Annotated in this window: 18 protein-coding genes and 1 riboswitch; of the genes, 7 read left to right on the top strand and 11 right to left on the bottom strand. The window is 54.8% G+C overall.

Annotated features, from left to right (window positions below; translation table 11 throughout):
- Positions 1-260 precede the first annotated feature (260 nt).
- From B2X55_RS06470 to B2X55_RS06430, 9 genes are all read right to left on the bottom strand, one after another.
- The gene (locus tag B2X55_RS06470; RefSeq protein WP_286821397.1) at positions 261-1,205 is read right to left on the bottom strand and encodes a sugar-binding transcriptional regulator; all 945 of its coding nucleotides are present in this window, start codon (positions 1,203-1,205) and stop codon (positions 261-263) included.
- A gap of 134 nt (positions 1,206-1,339) precedes the next feature.
- Positions 1,340-2,254 carry a ribokinase gene (rbsK, locus tag B2X55_RS06465; RefSeq protein ID WP_286821396.1) on the bottom strand — a complete coding sequence of 305 codons (915 nt, stop codon included), beginning with the start codon at positions 2,252-2,254 and terminating at the stop codon, positions 1,340-1,342.
- A gap of 26 nt (positions 2,255-2,280) precedes the next feature.
- The gene (locus B2X55_RS06460; RefSeq protein WP_286821395.1) at positions 2,281-3,309 is read right to left on the bottom strand and encodes an aldose 1-epimerase family protein; all 1,029 of its coding nucleotides are present in this window, start codon (positions 3,307-3,309) and stop codon (positions 2,281-2,283) included.
- Positions 3,310-3,388: 79 nt separating this feature from the next.
- A complete protein-coding gene (gene fucP / locus B2X55_RS06455; RefSeq protein WP_286821393.1) occupies positions 3,389-4,696 on the bottom strand; it encodes an L-fucose:H+ symporter permease in 1,308 nt (435 codons plus the stop codon).
- A gap of 43 nt (positions 4,697-4,739) precedes the next feature.
- Complete coding sequence (gene deoC, locus B2X55_RS06450) at positions 4,740-5,381, bottom strand: deoxyribose-phosphate aldolase (RefSeq protein WP_286821392.1); 642 nt, start codon at positions 5,379-5,381, stop codon at positions 4,740-4,742.
- A 448-nt stretch (positions 5,382-5,829) separates the two neighbouring features.
- Positions 5,830-7,320: an aldehyde dehydrogenase family protein gene (locus B2X55_RS06445; protein WP_286821391.1), complete on the bottom strand. Its 1,491-nt coding sequence runs from the start codon at positions 7,318-7,320 to the stop codon at positions 5,830-5,832.
- A gap of 70 nt (positions 7,321-7,390) precedes the next feature.
- Positions 7,391-8,737, bottom strand: a complete 1,347-nt coding sequence (locus B2X55_RS06440) for an NAD(P)/FAD-dependent oxidoreductase (RefSeq protein ID WP_286821390.1) — start codon at positions 8,735-8,737, stop codon at positions 7,391-7,393.
- 716 nt (positions 8,738-9,453) lie between these two features.
- Positions 9,454-10,602, bottom strand: a complete 1,149-nt coding sequence (locus B2X55_RS06435) for a hypothetical protein (RefSeq protein ID WP_036378493.1) — start codon at positions 10,600-10,602, stop codon at positions 9,454-9,456.
- A gap of 236 nt (positions 10,603-10,838) precedes the next feature.
- A complete protein-coding gene (locus tag B2X55_RS06430; protein ID WP_286821387.1) occupies positions 10,839-12,014 on the bottom strand; it encodes a phosphoribosylaminoimidazolecarboxamide formyltransferase in 1,176 nt (391 codons plus the stop codon).
- Positions 12,015-12,060: 46 nt separating this feature from the next.
- A riboswitch (ZMP/ZTP riboswitch) is annotated at positions 12,061-12,137 on the bottom strand.
- Between the two features lie 177 nt (positions 12,138-12,314).
- Between B2X55_RS06430 and pfkA the strand changes: the two genes are divergently transcribed.
- On the top strand, positions 12,315-13,277 hold the full coding sequence (pfkA, locus tag B2X55_RS06425; protein ID WP_226867858.1) for a 6-phosphofructokinase: 963 nt from the start codon (positions 12,315-12,317) through the stop codon (positions 13,275-13,277).
- Positions 13,278-13,928: 651 nt separating this feature from the next.
- Here pfkA and B2X55_RS06420 read toward each other — a convergent pair.
- Both B2X55_RS06420 and B2X55_RS06415 read right to left on the bottom strand, forming a co-directional pair.
- Positions 13,929-16,307: a homocysteine S-methyltransferase family protein gene (locus tag B2X55_RS06420; protein WP_286821386.1), complete on the bottom strand. Its 2,379-nt coding sequence runs from the start codon at positions 16,305-16,307 to the stop codon at positions 13,929-13,931.
- 118 nt (positions 16,308-16,425) lie between these two features.
- Positions 16,426-17,109 (bottom strand): vitamin B12 dependent-methionine synthase activation domain-containing protein, encoded by a 684-nt coding sequence (locus tag B2X55_RS06415; protein ID WP_286821385.1) that lies wholly within the window; start codon positions 17,107-17,109, stop codon positions 16,426-16,428.
- A gap of 245 nt (positions 17,110-17,354) precedes the next feature.
- Between B2X55_RS06415 and B2X55_RS06410 the strand changes: the two genes are divergently transcribed.
- The 6 genes from B2X55_RS06410 to B2X55_RS06385 all read left to right on the top strand — a co-directional run bounded on the left by B2X55_RS06410 (position 17,355) and on the right by B2X55_RS06385 (position 23,963).
- Positions 17,355-18,122, top strand: a complete 768-nt coding sequence (locus B2X55_RS06410) for a ParA family protein (RefSeq protein WP_414683488.1) — start codon at positions 17,355-17,357, stop codon at positions 18,120-18,122.
- Complete coding sequence (locus B2X55_RS06405; RefSeq protein WP_286821383.1) at positions 18,112-19,050, top strand: ParB/RepB/Spo0J family partition protein; 939 nt, start codon at positions 18,112-18,114, stop codon at positions 19,048-19,050. The genes B2X55_RS06410 and B2X55_RS06405 overlap by 11 nt, the downstream gene beginning before the upstream one ends.
- A 72-nt stretch (positions 19,051-19,122) precedes the next feature.
- Positions 19,123-19,638, top strand: coding sequence for a DUF4446 family protein (locus B2X55_RS06400; RefSeq protein ID WP_270528678.1), 516 nt, complete (start codon positions 19,123-19,125; stop codon positions 19,636-19,638).
- Between the two features lie 160 nt (positions 19,639-19,798).
- Positions 19,799-20,923, top strand: coding sequence for a peptidoglycan DD-metalloendopeptidase family protein (locus tag B2X55_RS06395; RefSeq protein WP_286821382.1), 1,125 nt, complete (start codon positions 19,799-19,801; stop codon positions 20,921-20,923).
- Between the two features lie 314 nt (positions 20,924-21,237).
- Positions 21,238-22,344, top strand: a complete 1,107-nt coding sequence (locus B2X55_RS06390) for a glutamate synthase (protein WP_036378501.1) — start codon at positions 21,238-21,240, stop codon at positions 22,342-22,344.
- Positions 22,332-23,963, top strand: a complete 1,632-nt coding sequence (locus tag B2X55_RS06385; RefSeq protein ID WP_286821381.1) for a glutamate synthase-related protein — start codon at positions 22,332-22,334, stop codon at positions 23,961-23,963. The genes B2X55_RS06390 and B2X55_RS06385 overlap by 13 nt, the downstream gene beginning before the upstream one ends.
- Positions 23,964-23,974: the final 11 nt, after the last annotated feature.

The following is a 23,974-nucleotide window of genomic DNA, read 5'->3' as shown; positions in this document are numbered from 1 at the left end:
TGCTTCAAAAGTTGTAAAGTGCTGATAGAGAATGAAAAAAGGCATGTGGACGATGAAGACGCTTGAAGAATATATCAGGGCAGTTCAAAACTGCGCATTGAGGCGGATTAGTTCGCTATTATAAAACGAGGGAATATTTCATATGAAATATTCCCTCGTTTGTTTCGTCTATTCGATTACCTCAAATGGAATTTCAAATGCCAGGCGGCCGAGTACCTTGGATATAAGATCCTGTTATAGCAGATGATGACATTGCTTGTTCAGTTCATTTCTTTTAAAGCAAGGGCCGTATACTGATCGGTAATCAGTACATTCATATAACCGGCTTTGAGCGCTGCATGGATGGCTCGGAGCTTTTCTTTGCTACCGGCAACTAGGATACGCGTTTCCTTTTTTTGAAATTCGTCAAGCTGTATGCCGGCAGTGCGGTTGTTGAGTTCTTCATCTACGATTTTTCCATTATCATCATAAAATCGAGAGCAAAGATCACCGGCAGCTTTCTGACTAAGGAGTTCGCGATCATTTTCGTTGATGTAATATCCGAGATGGAACAGAATGGATTCATCTGATGCTGGACCCACTGTTACAACAGCGATATTAGCTCGTCTTCCCATGTCGAGGATGTTCTTTACATATTTATCCTGTTCGACCAAGCGTTTTACTTCAGTATTGTCGAACATGACAGGGATGGGTAAGAATATTCCTGTAGTAGAGAAAGCTTTAGCAACAAGAGTAATGATTTCATGTGCATATGTATTGAGCTTCGAGTAACTGATACCACCTTTTAGCTGTACAACCTGTACTTTTTTGACAGGTTTTGACTTTAGATGCAAGGCCATTTGATAGAGCGAGGATCCCCAGCCCATGCCGATGATATCATTATCTTTGACAATTTCATATAAATATTCGGCGGCTTTCAGCCCAATTGCCTTTTTGATTTCATCGTTTTTATTGAGAGGAACGTTAGCAATCCTTACAGTCTTCAAATTGTATTTTTTACACAGTTCATCTGCCAAAGAAAGGCCTCGTTCGGTAGGATCGATAATCCTTATCTGCACAAAGCCATGCTCTTTGGCGTATTGCAATAATCTCGAGACAGAGGGCCTTGAGATCCCTAGTTCATTGGCTATTTTCTGCTGGCTCATATCGGATTCATAATACAATTTTGCAACATTGATGCTCAAGCGGTCCTTATCCTGTTCCATGTCATCATCTCCTCGTATATCGTTAGCTGTACTGCCAAGCTCATCATCTATTATATATCGGATGCATCCAAAGGTTCAAATTTATATAGTGCTCACAAAAAAAGACTCTCCGAGGGGGACGGAGAGTCTTCTTGTTATGCGTTAAGCAGTTTTACCACATCATCTTTTTCCGGATACGATTTTTGTGTGCCACGTTTTGTGACGCTGAGTGCAGCGAATGCACTCGCTGTCTTCATGGATGCGAGGATATCGCCGGATTGTACATAGCAGCAAGCAAAGCATCCAATATAGGCGTCTCCAGCACCAGACGTATCGATGGCATTGACTTTGAATGGCTTTACGAGATGCTTTCCTTCTTTGTTGATCCACATGGATCCATGAGAACCCATGGTGACGATGACATTTTTCAGGCCTCGATTGACAAGACTCTTAGCTGCGGCTTCCACCTCATCGAGTGTCGAGACTGGCATCTCTGTCAAGATGGATAACTCTGTTTCGTTTGGCATGAAGAAGTCACATTGGCAGGCTTTGTCTATACGCAGTTCCTTTGTTGCTGGTGCAGGATTTAATAACACTGGGATTCCGTGCCTTTTACCAAAGTCGATAGCGTAATATACGGTTTCCAGAGAAATCTCTAACTGCAGGATGATCAGCTGGCAGTTCTTGAGATCTTCTTCAGCGTCATCGATGTCTTTGGGTAGCAGGTATTTATTGGCTCCTTTAATAATCAGGATGCTGTTCTGTCCGCTTTTGTCTACAAAAATCGGTGCAACGCCGCTAGATACACCCTGGACTTTTTGAACGTATTTTGTATCAATGCCAGCATTCTTGAAATTGGCGATGGTATTATCTGCGAAAACGTCATCACCAACTTTTGTCATCATCAATACATCGGCACCGTATTTTGCAGCTGCAACTGCCTGATTGGCTCCTTTTCCGCCGCAGCCCATGGAAAAATCAGGTGCTTCCAGTGTTTCGCCCAGTACAGGCATGCGTGTGATATATGAAGTCAGGTCAACCATATTCGACCCGATTACAGCTATTTTCATGGGGAATACTTCCTTTCGCAATGATGTTATTTCAGGCCCGTCAGAACTGTGAAGGTCTTCTTCTCATTTGGTTTCAAGTAGAGAAGCGTACCAGCTTTCTTAGCTGCGAGGAATCCTTCCGGACGGCAAGTAGCAGGCAGGACAAAGGCTGCTACCTGAAGGTCGTCGTTCTTCATGATCCAGCGGGTAGCACTGGTGAAGTCTTTTGTGGAGAAATCCGTACGGAAGCCGTATCCTTTAGGGGAATCAATCTCTACCGTGACATCTGGGGCGTACTGGTCGATATGGTCTGCCATAAAGACAATCTCAGGATCGTACATGTCAGGCTGGTCAAGAACCTCTAAGCTGCGGCCCTCTTTCTGCAACTTTTTAATTTCTTCATTGTATGCAAGCCATTTTTCAGTTGGATGAACATGCGAGGGGATGGATTCGCGCAGTTTAAATGCTGTAGCAGGGATGTTAGAGGAAATGCGTCCCTGATCAACGTAGGCGTAGTTCATATGGCACATGTACTGCAAAGGCATTTCTGTACATGTGAGGTTCGTGACTTCCATGTGGATAGTAAAGCGAGTGGCATCTTTTTTCAGGGAGACACTTGGCTGCGCGATATAATGATAACCGAAGCCTTGGCAGTATTCATATTTGCTGACGAGCGAAACTGAGTCATCGCTTATCTCAAGCCATGCTTTATCCATCTTAGCACAAGAGAACTCACCATGCATTGGATGTGTATCTTCAGGTCCTGGGCAGCCATTAGCTAATAATCCGGAATGGAAAGCAAAACAGCCGTACGTATCAACAATGCATGTGGCAGGTTTTGGCTCTTTGAAAATATTCTTGAGACGCAAACTGATGCCATTGAATTCAGCATCCCAGATGATTTGTCCCATATAAGGAAGCAATTCTACGTATCCCTTGGAGTTAGCAATCTTTACGGATTCAATTCCAGATGGATAGCGGAATAACGTGACTTTGAAGTCATCATTCTCGATTATATCTGTATGATTTTCTTTAAAATAAGATTTATTCAGATAAATTTTACTAGAAATAGACATGGAAATGACCTCCTAAGTGAATCCATTGCGAATCAATCTACAAGCATGGAATTTCTTTATGCAGGTGCTGTGCACAGTCTTATGCTTCTTTTGCCTCTGCACGATACTTCTGGAAGAAGTAAATGCCGACATAGAGGAAGCAGAAGAAGTTGACAATGAACGAGAACTGCATGGATCCGGTTATATCAGAGACATAACCTTGGATTGCCGGAACGATGGCACCGCCGATGATGGACATGACCAGGACAGCGCCAGCCGTAGCTGTGTACTTTTTATCGACAGTTTTGAGCGTTTCACCGTATATTGTAGCCCAGCAGGGACCCATCAGGATACTGATAGCGACGGCAGCATAGACAGCAGTGAAGCTTGGAATAAAGGATACATAGAGGACTAGGAGACAACCAATAACGGAGTAGGCAACGAGTACTTTGTTGGTGGAGAAACGAGCGAGAAGGAAATTGGCGATAAACTTGCCAACAAAGAAGCAAGCATAGCTGATGACCATAAAGTTGGCTGCCATGCGCTCATTGATGGAGGCATCCATTGTCAGAGCCAGGCGGATGGTGAAGGACCAAACTGCTACTTGCATGCCGACATAAAGGAATTCTGCCGCGATACCTTTCTTGAATTTGTGGTTGCCAACAAGATAACGCAACGTTTCGCCGATGCTGGGATCTTCTGCCTTTGGTGTATCTTTAGGTGCGACTGGTTTGCAAGATGGATATTTCGTCAAGGCAAAGAGAAGAAGAACAGCCAAGAGCACGATGATTAAGACACGATATGGTTCCAAGGTGTTCATCAGCATGTCGAGACGGTAAGCATGAGCTTCTTCTGCCGTCATGCTGGCAATCTGCGCAGCCATGCTCTGTCCATCTTCAAAAATCAGATATTTGCCAAGCAGGATGCCTGCGGCCGCACCGATGGGGTAGAATGTCTGACTGATGTTCAGACGCAAGGTTGAATATTTCTCAGGTCCAAGCATGGTGCTGTAAGTGTTCGAAGCAGTTTCTAGGAAGCCAAGGCCGATAGCGATGGCAAATACAGCTGCAAGGAACATCGTGTAAGTGGCCATGTGAGATGCAGGGAAGAAGAGTGAGCAGCCGACAATATAGAAAATCAAACCGCAGAGAATCGCTGTTTTATAGGTAGTCTTCTTGATGACCATCGACGCTGGAATGGAAATCAAGAAATATCCGCCATAGAAGGCACTCTGTACCAATGCACTGGCGAAGTCGCTTAAATCAAAGACACTCTTGAACTGCGTAATCAATACATCGTTCAAGCTTGCTGCTGCTCCCCATAAGGGGAACAGGCAGGAAAGAAGAATGAACTGAAAAATTGGGGTCTTGTTGAGATAGCCATTATCATATTGGATCCATTTTGCCATGTTCTCTTTCCTCCTATTCTGATTTCATGATGGATTCCGGGGATTAACCCTGCATAATATCGATACCGTGGCTGGTGCCGATACGGTTGGCACCAGCGGCTACCATGGCTTCGGCTTCTTTGCGGTCGCGGACGCCGCCAGATGCCTTGACACCCATATCAGGACCGACGGTCTTGCGCATAAGCTTGACATCTTCAATGGTGGCGCCGCCTTTGGAGAACCCCGTCGAGGTCTTGACAAAGTCAGCGCCTGCCTTCTTGGCGAGTTCACAAGCCTTCACTTTCTCTGCATCCGTCAACAGGCAGGCTTCGATAATAACTTTCGTTGTTTTACCCTGTGCTGCCTCTACAACTGCACGAATGTCATTTTCTACATAATCATATTCTCCATCCTTAAGGAAGCCAATTGGGATGACCATATCAACTTCATCAGCACCGTCAGCGATAGCCTGTTTCGTCTCAAAGGCTTTGACAGAAGTCGGTGTAGCTCCTTCTGGGAAGCCGATGACCGTGACGACGTTGACATCAGAGTTAGCGAGTTCTTTGTGTGCATAGGAAACCCAGATTGGGCTGATGCAGACAGAAGCGAAGTGATACTGTTTTGCCTCAGAGAGAATCTTGTCGATATCTTTCTTTTGAGCATCTGGCTGGAGATATGTGTGATCAATGAATTTAGCGAGTTCCATTTTTATCCTCCTGTAAATCAATTGTTATTGTTCTGACATGATTTATCATACCACTTGTTAGAACAAATGTAAAGATGAAAATGAACAAAATTTACAAAGACATATTTTGCGATAATTTTGTCCGCAAGGTGCGGAGCGAGTTTTTCTTTAGTACAGACAAAAATCCCGGCGCATGAGCAGTACGCCGGGATTTTTGCTGTGTATTATATCTTAGGAGAGCTTTGCGCTTCTTGAAAGAAGCTGCTAACGAAAGCCTATAGATAATATAGCATATATGAGAATGAATATCAATAGTGCTTTTAAATTTTTTACGGGAGGAATGTCCTCGCCTGTCTGGATCGGGCACTGCTCCTGAACATGCAAAAGGCTGCCGGACTTGCGGCAGCCTTTTGCTGTATATGAAGAAGAAGCAGGATGGGAGTGTGGTAAGCTAGGGAGCGGCGGCGTGTTACTTCTGCGAGTAGAAGCCGGATGGCTTTCCCGAGAGATTGACGAGGATGTTCTTCATCTGCGTGTAGTGCTCAAGGATGACTTTGTGCGTCTCGCGTCCGATGCCGGACTGCTTGTAGCCGCCGAACGGCGAGCCCTCAGGGATCTGGTTGTAGGTGTTGACCCAGACGCGGCCCGTTTCGATGGCGTTGGCGACACGGAAGGCACGGTTGATATCCTGTGTCCAGACAGCGCCGCCGAGGCCGTAATCGCTGTCATTGGCCATCTTGATCACTTCTTCTTCTGTCTTGAATTTGATGACGACAGCGACAGGGCCAAAGATCTCTTCGCGGGCAACGCGCATATCGTTTGTAGCATCGGTGATGAGTGTCGGCTTCATGAAGATGCCGTTTTTGAGTGCACCGTCAGTTGCCTGTTCACCGCCGCAGGCGATGGTCGCACCTTCTTTTTTCGCGAGTTCGACATAGGAGAGAACCTTATCGAGCTGGGCTTTATAGATTGTCGCACCGAGCTGAGTGTCTTCCTCCCACGGCAGGCCAATCTTGACTTTATTGAAGCGGTTGACGAGCTCTGCCACAAATTCGTCATAGATATCCTCCTGGACGAAGATGCGAGACCCCGCGCAGCAGACCTGTCCCTGATTGAAGAGGATGCCGAGCTGGGCACCATCATAAGCTTGTTCGAGGTTGCAGTCCGCGAAGAAGATGTTCGCGGATTTGCCGCCGAGCTCGAGCGTGGCCGGGATGAGTTTTTCGGCCGCAGCTTTGGCAACGGAAAGACCGACTTCCGTTGAGCCTGTGAATGCCAGTTTGCAGAAGCCCTTGTGGTCGAGCATGTACTGACCGGCTTTCGAGCCTGCGCCCGTGATGACGTTGAAGACACCTGGCGGCAGGATATCCTTGATGAGATCGGCAAAGTACAGCACGGAAAGAGAGGTTGTCTTTGACGGTTTCAGGACCGTGCAGCAGCCGCTTGCGAGTACTGGTGCGAGTTTCCACGCTGCCATGAGGAAGGGGAAGTTCCACGGTACAATCTGGCCGACCACGCCAATCGGCTCGCGAAGGATGATGCTCATGGTCGTGTTGTCGAGCATCGTGGCGGAGCCTTCCTCGGCGAGGATGCAGCCGGCAAAGTAACGGAAATGAGCAGCGGAAAGCGGCACATCGATATTCTTTGTCTCGCGGATGGGCTTGCCATTGTCGAGCGTCTCGATGAGAGCCAGTTCGTCTGTATGCGCATCGATGATGTCGGCAATCTTGTTGAGAAGGGTGGCACGCTCCTTGACCGTGGTCTTTTTCCACGTGGCAAAGGCTTTCCAGGCTGCGTCTACGGCAGCATCGACATCCTGCGACGTGGCTTCTGCGCAGCTGGCAAGTTTGTCACCAGTCGCAGGGCAAAAAGAATCGAATGTCTTGCCATCGGCTGACGGACGCCAGGCTCCGTCGATGAAAAGGCCATACTGACGGTTCAGTTTCGTATCTGGAATCATGTGAATCCCTCCTATATATCTGGATTGAAAGGTAAATCTTCTTTATGTAAAAGCTTTTGCTTTACATGCGTTACGACGCTCGTTTCTCTGCTCCGGCATCTTTTACGCCCGGAGCATTCTTTATGGATTCGGGCAGGCCTTGCAATTCAGGACGCGTGATCAGGCGGCCGAGGCGTGTCCCGGAAAGATAATTGAAGATCCATTTAAACGTGACGGAGATATTGGCATGGAACCCCGCTTTCGTAAGCAGATGAATCCAGAGCCAGGCCGCCCAGGCGAGAAAGCCACGGCCGCGCAGAGGGCCTGCTTCCATGACGGCTTCACTGTTGCCGATGATGGCCATGACGCCTTTGCTCTTGTAATGGAGATGTTCCATCTCTTCTCCGCGTACATCGTGCAGGATGTTCTTGGCGGCGAGCTCTCCTTCAGCCAGTGCAACAGGCGCAAGCGTCGGCAGAGGACGCTGTTCACCGGGAGGCGTGTAGCTTGAGCAGTCCCCGATAGCAAAGATATCCTGTGTGCCCGGAACGCGAATCGTATCATCGATGAGCAGGCGCTTGCCGCGGTCTTTTTCGCAGGCAAAGCTGCTGAGACAGTCCACAGGGCGTACACCTGCCGACCAGACAACTGTTTTCGTCTTGAGCGTGGCGCACGGCGCATCTTTTGGAGCATGCATCGGGCGATAGAAGAGATTCTCTCCGTCGTAGCCCGTCACGAGCATGGAGCACTGTACGTCAATTCGCTTTTTCTGCAGGACCTTGAGCGTCTCTGCGCGGAGCTTTTCAGACATCATGCCGAGCACGCATGCATCGGCGCCAATCAGATGGATGCTGACTTCATCAAAGTCAATATGATGGAACTCTTTCTGCAGGACGTCGTAAACGAGCTCGGATACACCGCCTGCACCTTCCACGCCAATCGGGCCAGCGCCGACAAAGACAAAGGTCAGCAGAGCCTTGCGCTTTTCAGGGTCTGTCTCAGCAGAAGCTTCTTCAAAGACACTCAAAAGATGGCTGCGGATGCGGATCGCATCCTGCAGGGTCTTCAATGGGAATGCGTTGCGTTCTACTTCTTCATTGCCGAAGAAATTTGGCGTCGAGCCAAGAGCGATGATGAGATAGTCGTAGGGAACATCCCCGTGACTCGTCTTGACGATCTTTTCGTTTGGCTGGATGCCACGGACTTCTGCTAAAAGGAAATCAACATTATTCGCTTTTTTGAAGAAACCGCGAATGGGGTAGACGACCTCATCCGTCGAGAGCATCGATGTCGCTACCTGATAAAGGAGCGGCTGGAAGACCTGGTAGTTGTTGTGATCGATGATCAGCACATCTACCGGCTGGTTGGCCAGTTTCTGCGCTGCTTTGATGCCGCCGATACCCCCGCCGAGGATGACGACACGTGGCCGTTCTTTCATGTCCAATCCCGCCTTTCCGTTCAAGGATGAAGAGAATACGCTTGTGTAGAGAAAAACCAAAACCATCTGTGTGACGTTCATCACATTTTGATACTCACTTCATTTCAATATCTATTATCATTTAAGTATATTATACACTTATTTTTCAGAAATATAAAATACTAAAAATTTATGATATATAGCATATTGATATTCTTTATCATGAATCATATTGTGTAGTGTATTTCGAGAAATCGTCACCTGCATCTATCCCTATATACTGTATTCGTATTCGGTTTTCTATGTTATACTAGTTGCGTTGCTGCCTCTATGCCGGAAACGGAAAGGAGGTCTGCTTCATGAGCATGGACGTTTTCTTGATGTCCGTTCTTGCTGGTGTCGTATCGTGTGCCATTTGGTACGGCATTCAGAAATGGTTAGAGCGGTAGCAGCAATACGTTCTAGCCTCTATGCAGCCAGCTTAGTTTATCTGAGCTGGCTGTTTTATTGCGCAAAAAAGACCCTAGGGGTGTGCCACCCTAGGGCCTTCGTCTACTTCCATAGACGTTTTCTTGATCATCTTTAGTATATCATACTACGGAATCAGATGCAATGTTCTAGAGAGATGTGTATGTGTCAAGCTTTTCTCGGTGAAAAATTTGCCCTTCAGTAAAGATGTGGTTTTAGCAGGCTTCCAAATCTGTAAACGGCTGATATTTATAGTAAAGGGCAGGGCATCAAGGGTTTTCCAGATTTCCGTCGTGGTAGAGGAAGTCAAGGTAGGGGATGGCGGGGAGATATTCCGTTCTGGCGGGGATCCAGCTGTCGGTGTAGAGGATATCGGCCTCTTCAAGGACTTTGCGCTGTGGGTCGTAGCGGACGGCGAAACTCGGGAAGAGCAGGTTGGCGAGGCCGTCCTCGGTATCGGCCAGCGAGCAGTAGAGCATGCCATCGATGCGCTTCATGTTGAGCTTATCGGTGTAGAGCGGCGGGTCGAGCAGAGGGATTGGGCCCCAGCCCGGCTGCTTGAGATGAGCGTACTCGGGCAGCTGCAACTGCTTGCAGACCAGGCGGCGATAGTAGTCGTCAGTGGAATAGGTAGCAATCGGCAGCATGGTCGTGCGCGCGTTTTTGAACTTCAATTCGACGGTCTGGAACGGTTTCTCGGTGATCTTTGTGATCTTGTAGATGCGTTCGGTATTATCCGGATAGGAGAGCTCGACGTGGAACGCATAGAGCTGATCATCGTCCACGGCTCTTGTGAACCGGTTGTAGCGGATCAGGCCCGTCGCCTTGTCGTAGCTCACGCTGTCGACATCGTAGCCTACGTCACAGACCTTCTTGAGCAGGGAGCTGTTTTGGGCAAATTTCTGGAAGTAAGCCGTGCCGTATGGCAGCTCGCCTGCCTTGCCCTGGCTGTGCTTGAGGCCTTCGATGACGGCCTTGAGCTCCCTGTTCTCGCCCTCGATGTTGATCTGCTGGATGGCCTGGTTGAGGTCGACCTGGTCGAGCTGGATGTAGGCCGTCAGATGGCAGGTGACGAGCGTGTAGCCGTCGTTTGTCTTGCTCATTGCATACGACTCGTTCTGGACGGCGAGGATGTTGCCAGAGATGGATTGAATCTCATCTTCAGTAAGAACCTGATTGTGTGTCTTGGAATAACTCTGGACAAAGACGCCGGCCTTCTCGGTTGCCAGGCGCAGGGCGTCCTTGTGCGCTTCTTCGCGGGCCTTCTTGAGGCCCGCCTCCGAGATGTCATCCGTCAGATAGCTGCCCGTCACCTCGACAGTCTCGATATGGGCATTGCCGTGCCATTCGGCATAGGCAGGCGCTGCTGCTACGAGCACGGGCACCATGGCCAGTGCTCCGAATTTCTGAAAAAACATACAATCGCCTCATTTCTCATCGCGCAGGTTACGGCATGTGTTGCCTCCGTACACTCATATATTCTACTCCCTATTGTAGCGCAAGTGGGGGCAATGGTAAAAGACTTATTCGGATTTTGCATATCGCTCAGCTCTGGCTCATGGCGACAAAAATCCCAGCGCATAAAAGAGCCCCGGCCTGCTGGACCGGGGCTCGTGTTTTTCTCGTGAAATATCCGTGAAATATCCGTGAAATATCAGTGATGGAACAGGCGGATGTGCGTCATGGCCATGGTCATGTTGTATTTGTCGGCCGTCTCGATGACATTGTCATCGCGGATGGAGCCGCCGGTCTGGGCGACGTAGGTCACGCCGCTCTTGTGGGCGCGCTCGATGTTGTCGCCGAACGGGAAGAAGGCGTCGGAGCCGAGGGAGACGCCAGTTTCTTTCTGGAGCCAGGCCTTCTTCTCTTCACGCGTGAAGACGGGCGGTTTCTCGGTGAAGACGCGCTTCCAGTCGTCCGTCTCGAGGAGGTCTTCCCACTCCTCGCCGATGTAGACATCGATGGCGTTGTCGCGGTCCGGGCGGCGGACTTCCGGCTTGAACGGCAGATTGAGGACCTGCGGGCTCTGGCGCAGGAACCAGTTGTCGGCCTTCGTGCCAGCGAGGCGCGTGCAGTGGACGCGGCTCTGCTGGCCGGCGCCGATGCCGATGGCCTGGCCGTCCTTCGTGTAGCAGACGGAGTTGGACTGCGTGTACTTCAGCGTGATTAAGGCGATCAAGAGATCGCGCTTTGCACTTTCTGGCAGGTCGTGGTTCTTCGTCACGATGTCCTTGAGGCAGTCTTCCGTGATGGCGACGTTGTTGCGCTTCTGCTCGAAGGTGATGCCGAAGACCTGCTTGCGCTCGAGCTCTTCCGGCTCATAAGCGGGGTCCATCTGCAGGATCAGGTACGTGCCCTTGCGCTTCGATTTGAGGATCTCGAGTGCTTCCGGCGAATATGCGGGTGCGATGATGCCGTCGGAGACCTCGCGCTTGAGGAAGGAAGCCGTCTGGGCATCGCACTCATCCGAAAGGGCGACGAAGTCGCCGTAGGAGCTCATGCGGTCGGCGCCGCGCGCGCGGATGTAAGCCGTGGCAATCGGGGAGAGCTCTACGCCTTCGACGAAGTAGACTTTCTCGAGGACGGGGGAGAGGGGAACGGCGACGGCAGCACCGGCCGGGCTGACGTGCTTGAAAGAAGCGGCAGCCGGAAGGCCGGTGGCTTCGCGCAGCTCGCGGACGAGCTGCCAGCTGTTCATCGCGTCGAGCAGGTTGATGTAGCCCGGGCGGCCGTTGAGGACGGTGAACGGCAGCTCAGCCTCATTCTCCATGAAGACGCGGGCTGGCTTCTGGTTCGGGTTGCATCCGTATTTGAGTTCCAGTTCTTTCATTTTGCGATTCCTTCCTTTTCACATACAAAAAAGCCGACACAAATCCAGGCTGTGCCCAGACGGTCGGCTCTTCTTCCCTGTGCTCCCTGTGGTCATCCACTTCCGTCAGTTGCACAGCATCTAGTTAAAATCTACCATTATGATGGCATTTTGTCAAGGTCTGTCCTGGTCCGAAAAAATAACCGTCATCCCTGTTTTCTTCGGACTTTTTATGGTATGATTAAGGATGATAAATGTCATTCTATGATTTTGATTCAGTCAATTATGCTAGCAATTCTCAATTCAAGGGGGACTTCCATTATGTTGAAAAGTATTGCAGTCTTGACGAGCGGTGGCGACAGCCCAGGCATGAACGCGGCAGCTCGCGCTGTCGTCCGCACGGCTCTGTACGAGGGTGTCAAGGTATGGGGCATCCGCGGCGGCTATCACGGTCTGCTGGAAGAGGATATGTTTGAGATGAAGTCCAGGGACGTCAGTGATATCATCCAGCGCGGTGGTACGTTCCTCGGCACGGCACGCTGCAAACGCTGGAAGACGCCGGAAGGCCGCATGATGGGCTACAAGCACCTGACGGACCGCGGCATCGAGGGTCTCTGCGTCATCGGCGGTGACGGCTCCCTGCGCGGCGCTTCGCTGCTCTCGAAGGAGACGGGCATCCCTATCGTCGGCCTGCCGGGCACGATTGATAACGATGTCTGGGGCTCTGACTACACGATCGGCTGCGATACGGCTGCGAATACGATCATTGATGCGATCAACAAGCTGCGCGATACGGCTTCGGCCCATCGCCGCGTCATCGTCCTCGAGGTCATGGGCCGCAACTGCGGCTGGCTCGCTCTCGTCTCGGGCATCTCGGGCGGCGCGGAGTACATCCTCGTGCCGGAAGAGGAGTACAACCTTGATGAGATCTGCGACAACATGACGGAAGCCTACAAGAAGGGCAAGCGCTACATTCTCGTCGTCGTGGCAGAAGGTGCCGGCAATGGCCAGGAGATCGGCCAGTACATCGCGGAGAAGACGCAGCTCGACACGCGCGTCTCGGTTCTTGGGCACATCCAGCGCGGTGGTTCGCCGTCGGTCATCGACCGCGTCCGCGCCAGCCAGCTCGGCGAGCAGGCTGCTCTCGCACTGATCTCGGGTCTGTCGGACATCGTCTTCGGCTACAGCAAGGGCCGTGTTGTCTCGATTGACCTGCACGATGCAGTCAACAACAAGAAGATCCTCGATCCGGACTACCTGCATCTCGCAAAGGTACTGTTCTGATTGACGATAATCGGATAACGACAAAGGAGCCCGTTTCTTCATCCATTCGGATGGGAAACGGGCTCCTTTTTTGATGCAGTATGGCAACGGGCGAGCAGGGCTGTGCAACGCTCCGCTATGGCATGTTGCTGAATCGATTTTTTCCCTTTTAAGGCAGCCTGATGAAAGAGCTAAACGCGCTTCGCTTGGACGACGCTCTTTCGTCAGGATTCTGGTGGGGAAAAAATCGATTCTTGACGCAACCTGCCAACGCTGCGCTTTTGCGCAGCCCTGCTTGCCCGAAGGTGTTGTCTGGCAACCTTGCTCACTCAAGGGGACTACCGTGAACAATGGGGACCTTAGCATGCGAGCTTGGCTTGTCTAGTAGGCGGGGCAGGTTTTTATCTTCAGGAGCGCAGCGAAGGTGCAGGAAGTAACTTCAGGAGGGGAAAGACATTTCGCCTGCAGGAGCGCAGCGATAGCCCGCAGGGCTGAGCCCTGATCATTTGGGGCATAGAGCTGCGATGTGAGAACGCCGCGGCAGGCGGCGGGGCGTCATCGAGAGGATATCGTACCATAGGGCTCATTTAGCGGAGCGACGAAGCCGAAATGTCTTTCCCCTCCACCGGTAGATCTGTTTCCCGCCAGACCAAGCCTCTATTGCCAGCTATTTTACTCCACACCAACAATCTGCTTTGCAAGCTTGACCGCCTTGACGCCATCGGCCGCATAGGCGTCGGCGCCGCAGCTGTCGGCGTAGTCCTGGGTGACGGCGGCGCCGCCGATCATGACTTTGGCGCGGGCGCCGGCCGCTTGGAGCTTGTCGATGACCTTGTCGATCTGCGGCATGGTCGTCGTCATCAGGGCGGCGAGGCCGACGACATCGGCATCCTGCTGGATGGCTGTCTCGACAATGGTGTCGGCCTCGACATCCTTGCCGAGGTCGATGACCTTGAAGCCGGAGTTGGCGAGCAGAGCGCCGGTGATGTTCTTGCCGAGGTCGTGGACGTCGCCCTTGACGGTCGCGATGACGAAGGTGCCCTTGTCGGCCTCGGCGCTCGCGGGGATGAGCTCCTTGAGCTTGTCGAAGGCCGCGCGCATCGTCTCGGCGGACAGCAGGACCTGCGGCAGGAACATGCGGCCGGAGCCGAAGTCCTCGCCGATCTCGGTCATGGCAGCCGTCAGGCCCTTCTCGGTGATTTCGTTGCCCGTCTTGCCTTCCTGCAAGGCCTGGACGACGAGGCCGACGATGATGTCCTTCTCGCCCTCAATGACGGCCTGCTTGATGGCATCGAGGATCGGCAGGTCGGTCGTCTTCATGACGGCTGCCTTCTTCGGCACGGCGAGGTTCGCCTCGTCCTGGCTGAAGGCGAGGCCGCAGGGGTCGTCGCCTAGAAGGGCGGCGCTGGCCTTGAGGGCTTTCTGCATCGACTCGTCGTACGGGTTCATGATCGGGGCGTCGAGGCCGGCCGCGAGGCACATGGTGAAGAAGGTGCTGTTGATCAGCGGGCGGTTTGGCAGGCCGAACGAGATGTTCGAGAGGCCCATCGTCGAGGGATAGCCGAGGTGCTGGCGGTAGAGCTGCAAGGTCTTGAGTACCTCGCGGCAGGCGTTCTTGTCGGCGGAGACGGTCATGACGAGGGCGTCAAGCAGGAAGTCGCCGTCATCGAGGCCGGCTTTCTTGGCGTTATCGATGATATAGGTAATCGCTTTCAGGCGCTCGGCGGCCGTCTTGGGTACGCCGTCTTCGGTGATCGGCAGGCAGAGGATGGCGGCACCGTACTTCTTGGCGAGCGGCAGGAAGTCGCGGATGCGGTCGTTTTCTGCGGAGACGGAGTTGATGAGGGCGCGGCCCGGATAGGCGCGCAGGCCGGCTTCGAGTGCGTCAGGATCGCTCGTGTCGATGGCGAGCGGGGCGTCGGTGAGCTGGGCAATCTCGGTCACGGCCTGGCTCATGGCCTTGACGGCGTCGATGCCGGCCACGCCCATGTTGACGTCGAGCAGCTCAGCGCCGGCCTTGACCTGATTGACGGCCTCTTTCTTGACGGAGAGCAGGGAGCCTTCGCGTATCTCGGCGGCGAGCTTCTTGCGGCCCGTCGGGTTGATGCGCTCGCCTATGAGGACGGTCGGCAGGTCCTTGTCGATGCAGACGGACTTGCTGCGGCTGGCGAGCCAGAGGCGCTTCGGCAGCGGGCGGCGCACGGGCTCAGCCTTTCCTTCGAGCGCTTCGCGCAGCGCGCGGATGTGCGCTGGCGTCGTGCCGCAGCAGCCGCCGAGGTAGGTGGCGCCGGCGGCGAGGAGCTTCGGGCCCCAGCTGCCGAAGTCCTCTGGGCCCATCGGGAAGTGCGTCTCGCCGTCGACGAGCTGCGGCATGCCGGCATTCGGCTGGACGCTGATGGGGCAGTCGCAGTTTTCGGCGAGCGTCTTGACGATGGGCACGAGCTGCTCCGGTCCGAGTGAGCAGTTGACGCCGATGATGTCGGCGCCCATGTGGGAGAGGATGATGGCGGCCGACTGCGGATCGGTGCCAGTGACTGTGCGGCCGTCGTCGCTGTAGGTCAGCTGGCAGATGACAGGGATCCCGGGGGCGATATCCTTGGCGGCGAGCAGCGCGGCGCGCATCTCCTGGATGTCGATGCAAGTCTCGATGATGAAGTAGTCGACGCCGGCCTTAGCGAGAGCGGAGGCCTGTTCCAGGAAGCAGGCATAGGCGTCCTCAAAGCCGAGGTCGCCGAGCGGGCTGATGAAGCGTCCCGTCGGGCCCATGGAGCCGGCGACTTTGGCGCGTGTGCCGGCCGCTTCCTTGGCAATCCGGACGGCCGCCATATTGAGCTCTTCTACGCGGTCTTCGAGGCCGTAGTGGTCGAGCTTGAGGCGGCTCGCGCCGAAGGTGTTCGTCTCGATGATGGTCGCGCCGGCCTCGATGTACGCCTCGTGGATGTGCCGGACGACTTCTGGATGGTCAATGTTCATGAGTTCGGGGCAGCCGCCCGGTTCCAGGCCGCCGGCCTGCAGCATCGTGCCCATGGCACCGTCAAAGATATGGATCATAGCCAGTTCCTCCAGAGTTGTTCGTGATGATCGTGATGATCGTGATGATGGATTGCAGATTCTATTGACATAGTAATGCAGTATGAATTCTATGTCAATGCTTTTAACACGGCCCGTTTTACTGGACCGCCTTGCGGGAGGGGCAGTCGAGCTTGTCGCAGGCGGCGCAGCCGTTAGGGGAGTGCGCCGCTTCTCCTGAGCCCTTGACTTCCTTATATAGGCCGATGATGGCCGTGACGCTCTTGCGCGGCACGAGCATCTTCGATTCAGACAGCGTGATGCCGATGCTCTCGCATTTCGTCACGCGAATGAGCTCGGGCTGCTGCTCGAGTGGCCAGTCGCCGTAGCCGGGGCTGAAGCGCCAGCGCATGCCGTAGCCCTGCGCGGCCATTTTCGGCTTGATGGCCTTTTCCATGCCGTCGGCCAGCTGCTCGACAGCCGTGGTCGCGGCCGCGTCGAGCAGGACGCTGCTCGCATATTCGCCGTCGGCAAAGCGCTTCGTGACCATATCCTCGATGGCATCGCCGACGGTGACGGCGAGCAGGATGACCTTGTCGCAGCCGGCGAGGTGCTTGCCAATCTTCGTACCTTTGATATGGAAGGGCGGGTCGGCCTTCACGATCTGGCCCTCACAGTCGTAGTCGTAGAGCTGCCAGATGCCGCGCGGCTCGGCGAGCAGGCGCGCATCCTGGCAGGCGTCCTCAATGAGCCGCTCGTCGAAGTCCTTGGCGCGCATGAGCCCTGCGTAGCGTCGTGTCTCCTTGGGGTCAATCCGGAGCAGGGGAGCGTTGTAGACGGGCATAGGGATTCCTCCTCGTAAATTTTTTAAATGTTTCACGTGAAACAATAGCATTTTCGCGATTTCTATATTATGATATAGGGTATACAGCGCGGAGGAGCCGTGACGGATTGCAGAGGCTCCTGTCGCACAGATGTTACAATGTAACAATTATACTGATTCTGCGGCGTTTTTACAAGGAAAGTTGTGTACTTGTTTCTTATTGCGGGACAGAATGGTATGGGAAATCAAAGAAAGTGGTGAAATCCGTGGCAAAGGCAAAGATCATTGCAGTGGCCAATCAGAAGGGCGGCGTCGGCAAGACGACGACATCGGTGAATCTCGCAGCGTGTCTGGCGGCAAAGGAGCAGAAGGTCCTGCTCGTCGACTGTGACCCGCAGGGCAACGCGTCGAGCGGTTATGGCATCGACAAATCGGCGCTTGCGACGACGATCTATCAGGTCATCATCAACAGCACGTCGGTGCAGGAGGCCATCGTCAAGACGGAGTTCGGCGTCGATGTGCTGCCGGCCAATATCGAATTGGCCGGCGCTGAGGTCGAGCTCGTCGCGGCCATCTCGCGCGAGACGCGCCTCAAGCGCGCGCTCGAGCCGGTCGAGCAGGAGTACGACTACATCCTCATCGACTGCCCGCCGTCGCTCGGCCTCTTGACGCTCAACTCGCTGGCCGCGGCGGATTCCGTGCTCATGCCGATCCAGTGCGAGTTCTACGCGCTCGAGGGCGTCTCGCAGCTCATGAACACGATTGAGCTCGTGCGAACGAATCTCAATCCACATCTCGAGGTCGAGGGTGTGCTCATGACGATGTACGACGGGCGCACGCGCCTTGCGGAGCAGGTCGTCGCCGAGGTCCGCGAGAACTTCGGCGAGCTCGTCTACGAGACGATGATCCCGCGCACGGTGCGCCTCAGCGAGGCGCCGTCGTACGGCGAGCCCATCCTTTACTACGACAAGCGCTCCAAGGGCACAGATACCTACATGAAGCTGGCAGAAGAGGTGATGGCACATGGCAAGTAAGGGACACGGCGGTCTCGGCAAGGGCCTCGGCGCGCTCTTGAAGAACCGCGAGATCACGCCGGCCAAGGACCAGGTCCAGGAGATTGCGGCCAGCGAGATCCGGGCCAACCGCTATCAGCCGCGCCAGAGCTTCGATGAAGAGGCGCTCGAGGATCTCAGCGAGTCCATCCGCCAGTACGGCATCCTGCAACCTCTGATCGTCCGGCGCCTGCCTGGGAAGGGCTACGAGCTCATCGCCGGTGAGCGCCGCCTGCGGGCTGCCCGCAAAGCGGGGCTTGAAAAAGTACCGGCACTTGTGAGAGAATATAACGACGCAGAGATCAGCGAGATTGCCCTGATCGAGAACATTCAGCGCGAGAACCTCAACATCATCGAAGAGGCAGAGGCGTACGCCTTCCTCATGAAGAACTTCCAGCTCACGCAGGAGATGCTCGCCAAGAAGGTCGGCCGCAGCCGCCCGCACATCGCCAACTCCCTGCGTCTCCTGGAACTCGCCGAAGAGATCCAGGACAAGCTCGTCGCCGGTGACCTGCTCATGGGCCAGGCAAGACCGCTCCTCGCGCTCAAGGACAAGGCCCTGCAAGTAAGGGCTGCAGAGCATATCCTCGAAGAGCACCTGTCCTCTCGCCAGGCTGAAGAGCTCGTGCGCCGCCTGCTCGATGACCCAGCCTATCTCGACGCACGCGAGAGCGGGGCAGAGGATGAGCCAGAAGAGGTACAGGAAGCACCGCAGGATGCCTTCTATCAGGATGCCGCAGGCCGCCTCAACGAGTACCTCGGCACGAAAGTCCGCATCCGTCCCGGCAAGAAGAAGAGCCGCATCGAGATCGAGTTCTACTCCGAGGATGACCTCGAGCGCCTGCTCGAACTTCTCTCCTCGGGCCACGCCGATCGCCATGCCAATCCGCCCGATCACTTCTCTGTTTGACCTTGACGTGACTGTTTCACGTGAAACATCGTCGCGTCCCCACGTATCTTATAAAGGAGTATTCAATAGACAATGGACATTCAGGAAATCACGAAATTTGCCCTAAACAACATCATCCCGATCCTAGCCGGACTCGGCGTCATCGCCGTCATCCTGCTGGCGCTGCTCATCAACCTCTACATGAAGGTCAGCTACATGAAGAAGCGCTACCGCAAGATGATGACGGGGGCGGATGGTGCGAACCTCGAGCGCATGCTCATCGGCCATCTCAACGAGATCCAGGAGGTGTCGGATGAGAACGCCGCCATCAAGCGCGAGAACGAGCGACTCGACAATCTCTTGCAGCTCGCCATCACGCGCGTCGGCGTCGTGCGCTTCCGCGCCTTCGATGATATGGGCAGTGACCTGAGCTATGCCGTTGCACTCCTCGATTCCTACAACGACGGCGTCATCCTCACGAGCATCTTCGGCCGCGAGGATTCGCGCAGCTACGTCAAGCCGGTCGAGAAGGGCCAGTCGACGTACCAGCTGATGCCGGAAGAGCAGCAGGCTCTCGACGAGGCGATGCGCAAGGGCGCAACCGCCTGAACCATGAAATAAGTTTTGAATTGCGGTAAATCCTATGCTATAATAGGCGTAAGATTTACCGCATCATTATTTTCCAGTGAATCATCAGTAAGGCAAGGCAGTTTTAATCCAGGGAGCGTATTATTTCCGTGGATTATTTTTTTGTTTGGAGGTTTCATCTTTGGCGAAGAAAGAAGAACAAGAACAGAACGGCACTCCGGCCCCGAAGGCAGAAGTGACCGACAAGACGATGGTGATGGCCCCGGTGGCTGATCCGTCGGATGCGCCTGACTCAAAGGGCGATGCTCCGGCAGAGAAAGAGGAGAAGCCCAAGACCAAGAAGAAGCAGACAATCTACACGATCAAGTTGATTCCCGATGACGATGGCGCGACGAAGAGCATCCGCCTGCCGGCGCGCGTGCTCAAGTTCGGCCTGGCCTCGGTGGCGGCCGGCGCACTGCTCTTTGTCGGCGCCTTCAGCTACTCGGTCTACAGCACGTTTGCCAACCAGAATGGTGCCGCGGAGATCCGCGAACTGCGCGAGGTCAACAACATCCAGCAGGAGCAGCTCTTGCAGCTCTCCAAGAAGGCCAATGCCCTGCAGGACGAGATCGACCAGCTCACGCAGCTCGAGTCCGACCTGCGCCGTATGTCGGGTGCAGGCCCGGCACAGGATGACGGTGCAAGCGATGGCAGCGGCCTGACGAATGACGGCACGAGCGGCAAGCACGACGGCCAGGGCGGCCCGTACGTGCAGCAGCCGAGTCTCGACAATGTCAGCGAAGCGCTCGACAATGTCGAGAAGGACATCGAGAAGCGCCGCGCCTCGCTCCTCGAGCTGCAGGAGCAGCTCAAGGCACAGCAGGAGTCACTGGGCACGCCGGGGATGGTTTCGCTGCCGGGCTCGCTCGTCGGCAGCACTGTCTCGGTCACGACGCCGACGGGCTGGCCGGCACGCGGTGAGGTCAGCTCGCCGTATGGCCTGCGCTGGAATGGCTCGGACTTCCACCCGGGCATCGACATCGCCAACGACATGGGCACGCCAATCGTCGCGACGGCTGACGGCACGGTCACGACGGCTGGCTGGAATTCAGGCGGCTACGGCAACATGGTCGACATCGACCACGGCAACGGCATCATGACGCGCTACGGCCACGCGATGCAGGTCGTCGTCAGCGCCGGCCAGCACGTGCGCCGCGGCCAGATCATCGCCTACATGGGCAGCACGGGCTTCTCGACGGGCCCGCACGTCCACTACGAGGTCCGCGTCAATGGCCAGACGGTCAACCCGGTCAGCTACCTCTGACAACAGCATGACGGTCATGACGGAATGATAGAAGCGCTGCAGAGGCACACATTCCGTGCCCAATGACAGGAAATCTGGGACGAATCCGCACAGAACGCATTCTTTCGCGTTCTGTGCGGATTTTTTATTTTTTGGAGTAATTTTCGATGATACTCGAGGTAAATGGTACAATAGATAGGGGTATTCATGTATACATGTTAAGTTATGGTTGACATGTCAAGTATACATTTTTATAATAGAAGTTACGTAACGCCGTATGCATTGTGCGAATACATTTGTGTATTGATTGTATCAGGATAGAAGGAGAGACCGCTATGTGTCGGATAGGTTCCATAAAGAGTAAAGTACCCATTCAGCCCTCCAAGGCACTGCATCTCATGCTTCCGCAGCAGGAAGGTCATGACAACTCAGGCTTCGCGATGGTCATGCAGGATCTGTACGGGATCTTTTCCAATTATAAGGACAAGCCGCTGTTATCGCTCGCCTGCACGCAGCGCGGTGCCCAGCTCGTCGAGGAGTACATGGATACCCACAACTTCGTGCAGCTGGCCGAGTGGATCCCGGTTCCGGACAAACAGCCGGGCCTCGACATCCAGGCTATGCCGTACTACATCTTCCGCAACTACGATTATCCGGAAGATGCAGAGCACATGACGAAAGAGCAGAAGGAAGACCTGCTGCTCGACACGCGCCTGGCTCTGCGCAAGATCCTTGAGAAGGAGAATGCCGGTTACGTCTACTCGTTCTGGCCGGATGTGCTGACGCTCAAGGAGATCGGCGATCCGCGCGACATCGCGACGTACTTCCACCTCTGGGATGACAATGGCTGCCTTGTCGCAAAATCCATCGTCGCCCAGTGCCGCCAGAACACGAACTACGACATCGTCCGCTATGCGGCCCATCCGTTCTTCCTGCAGGGCTACACGCTCTGCGCGAACGGCGAGAACACCTTCTACACGAAGAACAAGGAGTTCCAGAAATCGCTGCACCGCGGCTACATCGGCTTTGAGTCCGATTCCCAGTGCTTCCTCAACACGCTTCACTACGTCCATCACGAGCTCAAGTGGCCGCTGACGTATTACAAGCACGTCATCACGCCGCTGCCGTTCGAGGAGATCGCTGAGCGCCCGGACAAGGATGTCCTGATCGCCATCCGCCAGAGCCTCGCGAACCTCGAGATCAACGGCCCGAACACGATCATCGGCGTCCTGCCGGACAAGAAGATGATCACCTGCTGTGATTCCAAGAAGCTGCGCCCGGTCGTCGTCGGACGCACGGATGACATGGTGGCCATCTCGTCCGAGGTTTGTGGTCTCAATGAGATCATGCCGGACCGTGACCAGACGAAGGATATCTACCCGAATGAACGCGAAATCGTTGTGATCGACAACGACCTGGAGGTACAGAGATGGAAGCAGTAAAGACACAAGACGTGGGCGTCAATGATCTGCCCTGGATAATCGAATATCACCCCGAACGCTGCACGATGTGCGGCAGCTGCGTGGCATCCTGCTCCTTCAACTCCATCAAGGTGGCAGTGCGCGGCCAGTCCCTGACGGTGTCGGAAAAGCCGGTACCGGAGCCGAAGAAGGTCCATCAGGTGCGTCCCGTCATCAAGCAGGTTGCGAGCCTCACGGACTTCTGCCGCGGCTGCGGTATCTGCGAGAAGGTCTGCCCGAATGACGCAATCCGCCCGGTGCGCAACCCGGACACGAGAAAGACTCTGCTCTCGAAGGATCACGGCCCGATCAAGCGCGGCGGCCGCACGAACCTCAACGCACAGCGCACGCTCGACTCGATCGTCGTCGGCCGCATCTCGCAGATGACGGACCCGTCGCTCGATGCTGCGCGCCACACGTTCGACATCCGCTCGCCGTTCGGCCGCGTGCTCTCAGCCAAGGAACTGCCGTTTGCCATCAAGGACGGCAAGCTCGTCGAGACGAAGCACACGCCGCCGGTACACTGGATCTACCCGCTGATCTTCTCCGACATGTCCATCGGCGCGCTGTCGACGCGCGCCTGGGAAGCTGTCGCACTCGCTGTCGGCTACCTCAACGAGAAATGCGGCCTGCCGGTCCGCATGAGCTCCGGTGAGGGCGGCATGCCCGTGAAGCTCCTCGAGTCGGATTACCTCAAGTACTTCATCATCCAGATCGCTTCCGGTCACTTCGGCTGGAACCGCATCATCAAGGCCATGCCGCACATGAAGACGGACCCGGCAGGCATCCTCATCAAGATAGGCCAGGGCGCAAAGCCGGGCGACGGCGGTCTGCTGCCGGAGGCAAAAGTCGCCGAGCACGTCCAGGCCATCCGTGGTGTCCCGAAGGCGACGCTCGCTTCGCCGCCGAACCATCAGGGCCTTTACTCCATCGAGGAATCCGTCCAGAAGATGCACCTCTCGATGAACGCGGCTTTCGGCTTCCGCGTGCCGGTCGCCATCAAGTGCGCGGCTTCGGCAACGTCGGTATCCGTCTACAACAACCTGCTGCGCGACCCGTACAAGATCTGCGGCGGCTTCTTCATCGATGGCATCCAGGGCGGCACGGGTGCGGCAAACGAGGTCTCCCTCGACCACACGGGCCATCCGGTCGTCTCGAAGATCCGCGACTGCTATCTCGCAGCCGTCAAGCAGGGCCTGCAGGGCCAGATCCCGCTTTACGGCGGCGGCGGTATCGGCATGACGGGCAATGCTGCAGCCGATGCCTTCAAGATGATGTGCCTCGGCGCCAACGGCGTCTTCGTCGGCAAGATCCTCATCCAGCTCCTGGGCTGCATCGGCAATGAGCAGGGCCGCTGCAATGCCTGCAACACGGGCAAGTGCCCGATGGGCATCTGCTCGCAGGATCCGCGCCTCGTCAAGCGCCTCGACATCGACCGCGGCGCCCAGAAGATCGTCGATTACGTGCTGGCCTTCGATGCGGAGCTCAAGAAGCTCATGGCACCGATCGGCAACAGCTCGCTGCCGATTGGCCGCAGCGACGCGCTCGTCTCCACGGACAAGGCCGTGGCAGACAAGCTTGGCATCCAGTACGTTTGCTGATAGCAGGAGGA

The sequence above is a fragment of the Mitsuokella sp. UBA4253 genome (assembly GCF_002395285.1).
GTDB lineage: Bacteria > Bacillota > Negativicutes > Selenomonadales > Selenomonadaceae > Mitsuokella > Mitsuokella jalaludinii.
The sequence above is the reverse complement of the archived record's forward strand: the minus strand, read 5'-3'. Positions and strand labels throughout refer to the sequence as shown.

Coding starts and splice junctions, on each gene's coding strand:
- B2X55_RS06400 (WP_270528678.1), top strand. CDS start 19,123: ATGGACATTCAGGAAATCACGAAATTTGCCCTAAACAACATCATCCCG.
- rbsK (WP_286821396.1), bottom strand. CDS start 2,254: ATGAAAATAGCTGTAATCGGGTCGAATATGGTTGACCTGACTTCATAT.
- B2X55_RS06405 (WP_286821383.1), top strand. CDS start 18,112: ATGGCAAGTAAGGGACACGGCGGTCTCGGCAAGGGCCTCGGCGCGCTC.
- B2X55_RS06385 (WP_286821381.1), top strand. CDS start 22,332: ATGGAAGCAGTAAAGACACAAGACGTGGGCGTCAATGATCTGCCCTGG.
- B2X55_RS06415 (WP_286821385.1), bottom strand. CDS start 17,109: ATGCCCGTCTACAACGCTCCCCTGCTCCGGATTGACCCCAAGGAGACA.
- deoC (WP_286821392.1), bottom strand. CDS start 5,381: ATGGAACTCGCTAAATTCATTGATCACACATATCTCCAGCCAGATGCT.
- B2X55_RS06470 (WP_286821397.1), bottom strand. CDS start 1,205: ATGGAACAGGATAAGGACCGCTTGAGCATCAATGTTGCAAAATTGTAT.
- fucP (WP_286821393.1), bottom strand. CDS start 4,696: ATGGCAAAATGGATCCAATATGATAATGGCTATCTCAACAAGACCCCA.
- B2X55_RS06445 (WP_286821391.1), bottom strand. CDS start 7,320: ATGATTCCAGATACGAAACTGAACCGTCAGTATGGCCTTTTCATCGAC.
- B2X55_RS06390 (WP_036378501.1), top strand. CDS start 21,238: ATGTGTCGGATAGGTTCCATAAAGAGTAAAGTACCCATTCAGCCCTCC.
- B2X55_RS06435 (WP_036378493.1), bottom strand. CDS start 10,602: ATGTTTTTTCAGAAATTCGGAGCACTGGCCATGGTGCCCGTGCTCGTA.
- B2X55_RS06430 (WP_286821387.1), bottom strand. CDS start 12,014: ATGAAAGAACTGGAACTCAAATACGGATGCAACCCGAACCAGAAGCCA.
- B2X55_RS06420 (WP_286821386.1), bottom strand. CDS start 16,307: ATGATCCATATCTTTGACGGTGCCATGGGCACGATGCTGCAGGCCGGC.
- B2X55_RS06440 (WP_286821390.1), bottom strand. CDS start 8,737: ATGAAAGAACGGCCACGTGTCGTCATCCTCGGCGGGGGTATCGGCGGC.
- pfkA (WP_226867858.1), top strand. CDS start 12,315: ATGTTGAAAAGTATTGCAGTCTTGACGAGCGGTGGCGACAGCCCAGGC.
- B2X55_RS06460 (WP_286821395.1), bottom strand. CDS start 3,309: ATGTCTATTTCTAGTAAAATTTATCTGAATAAATCTTATTTTAAAGAA.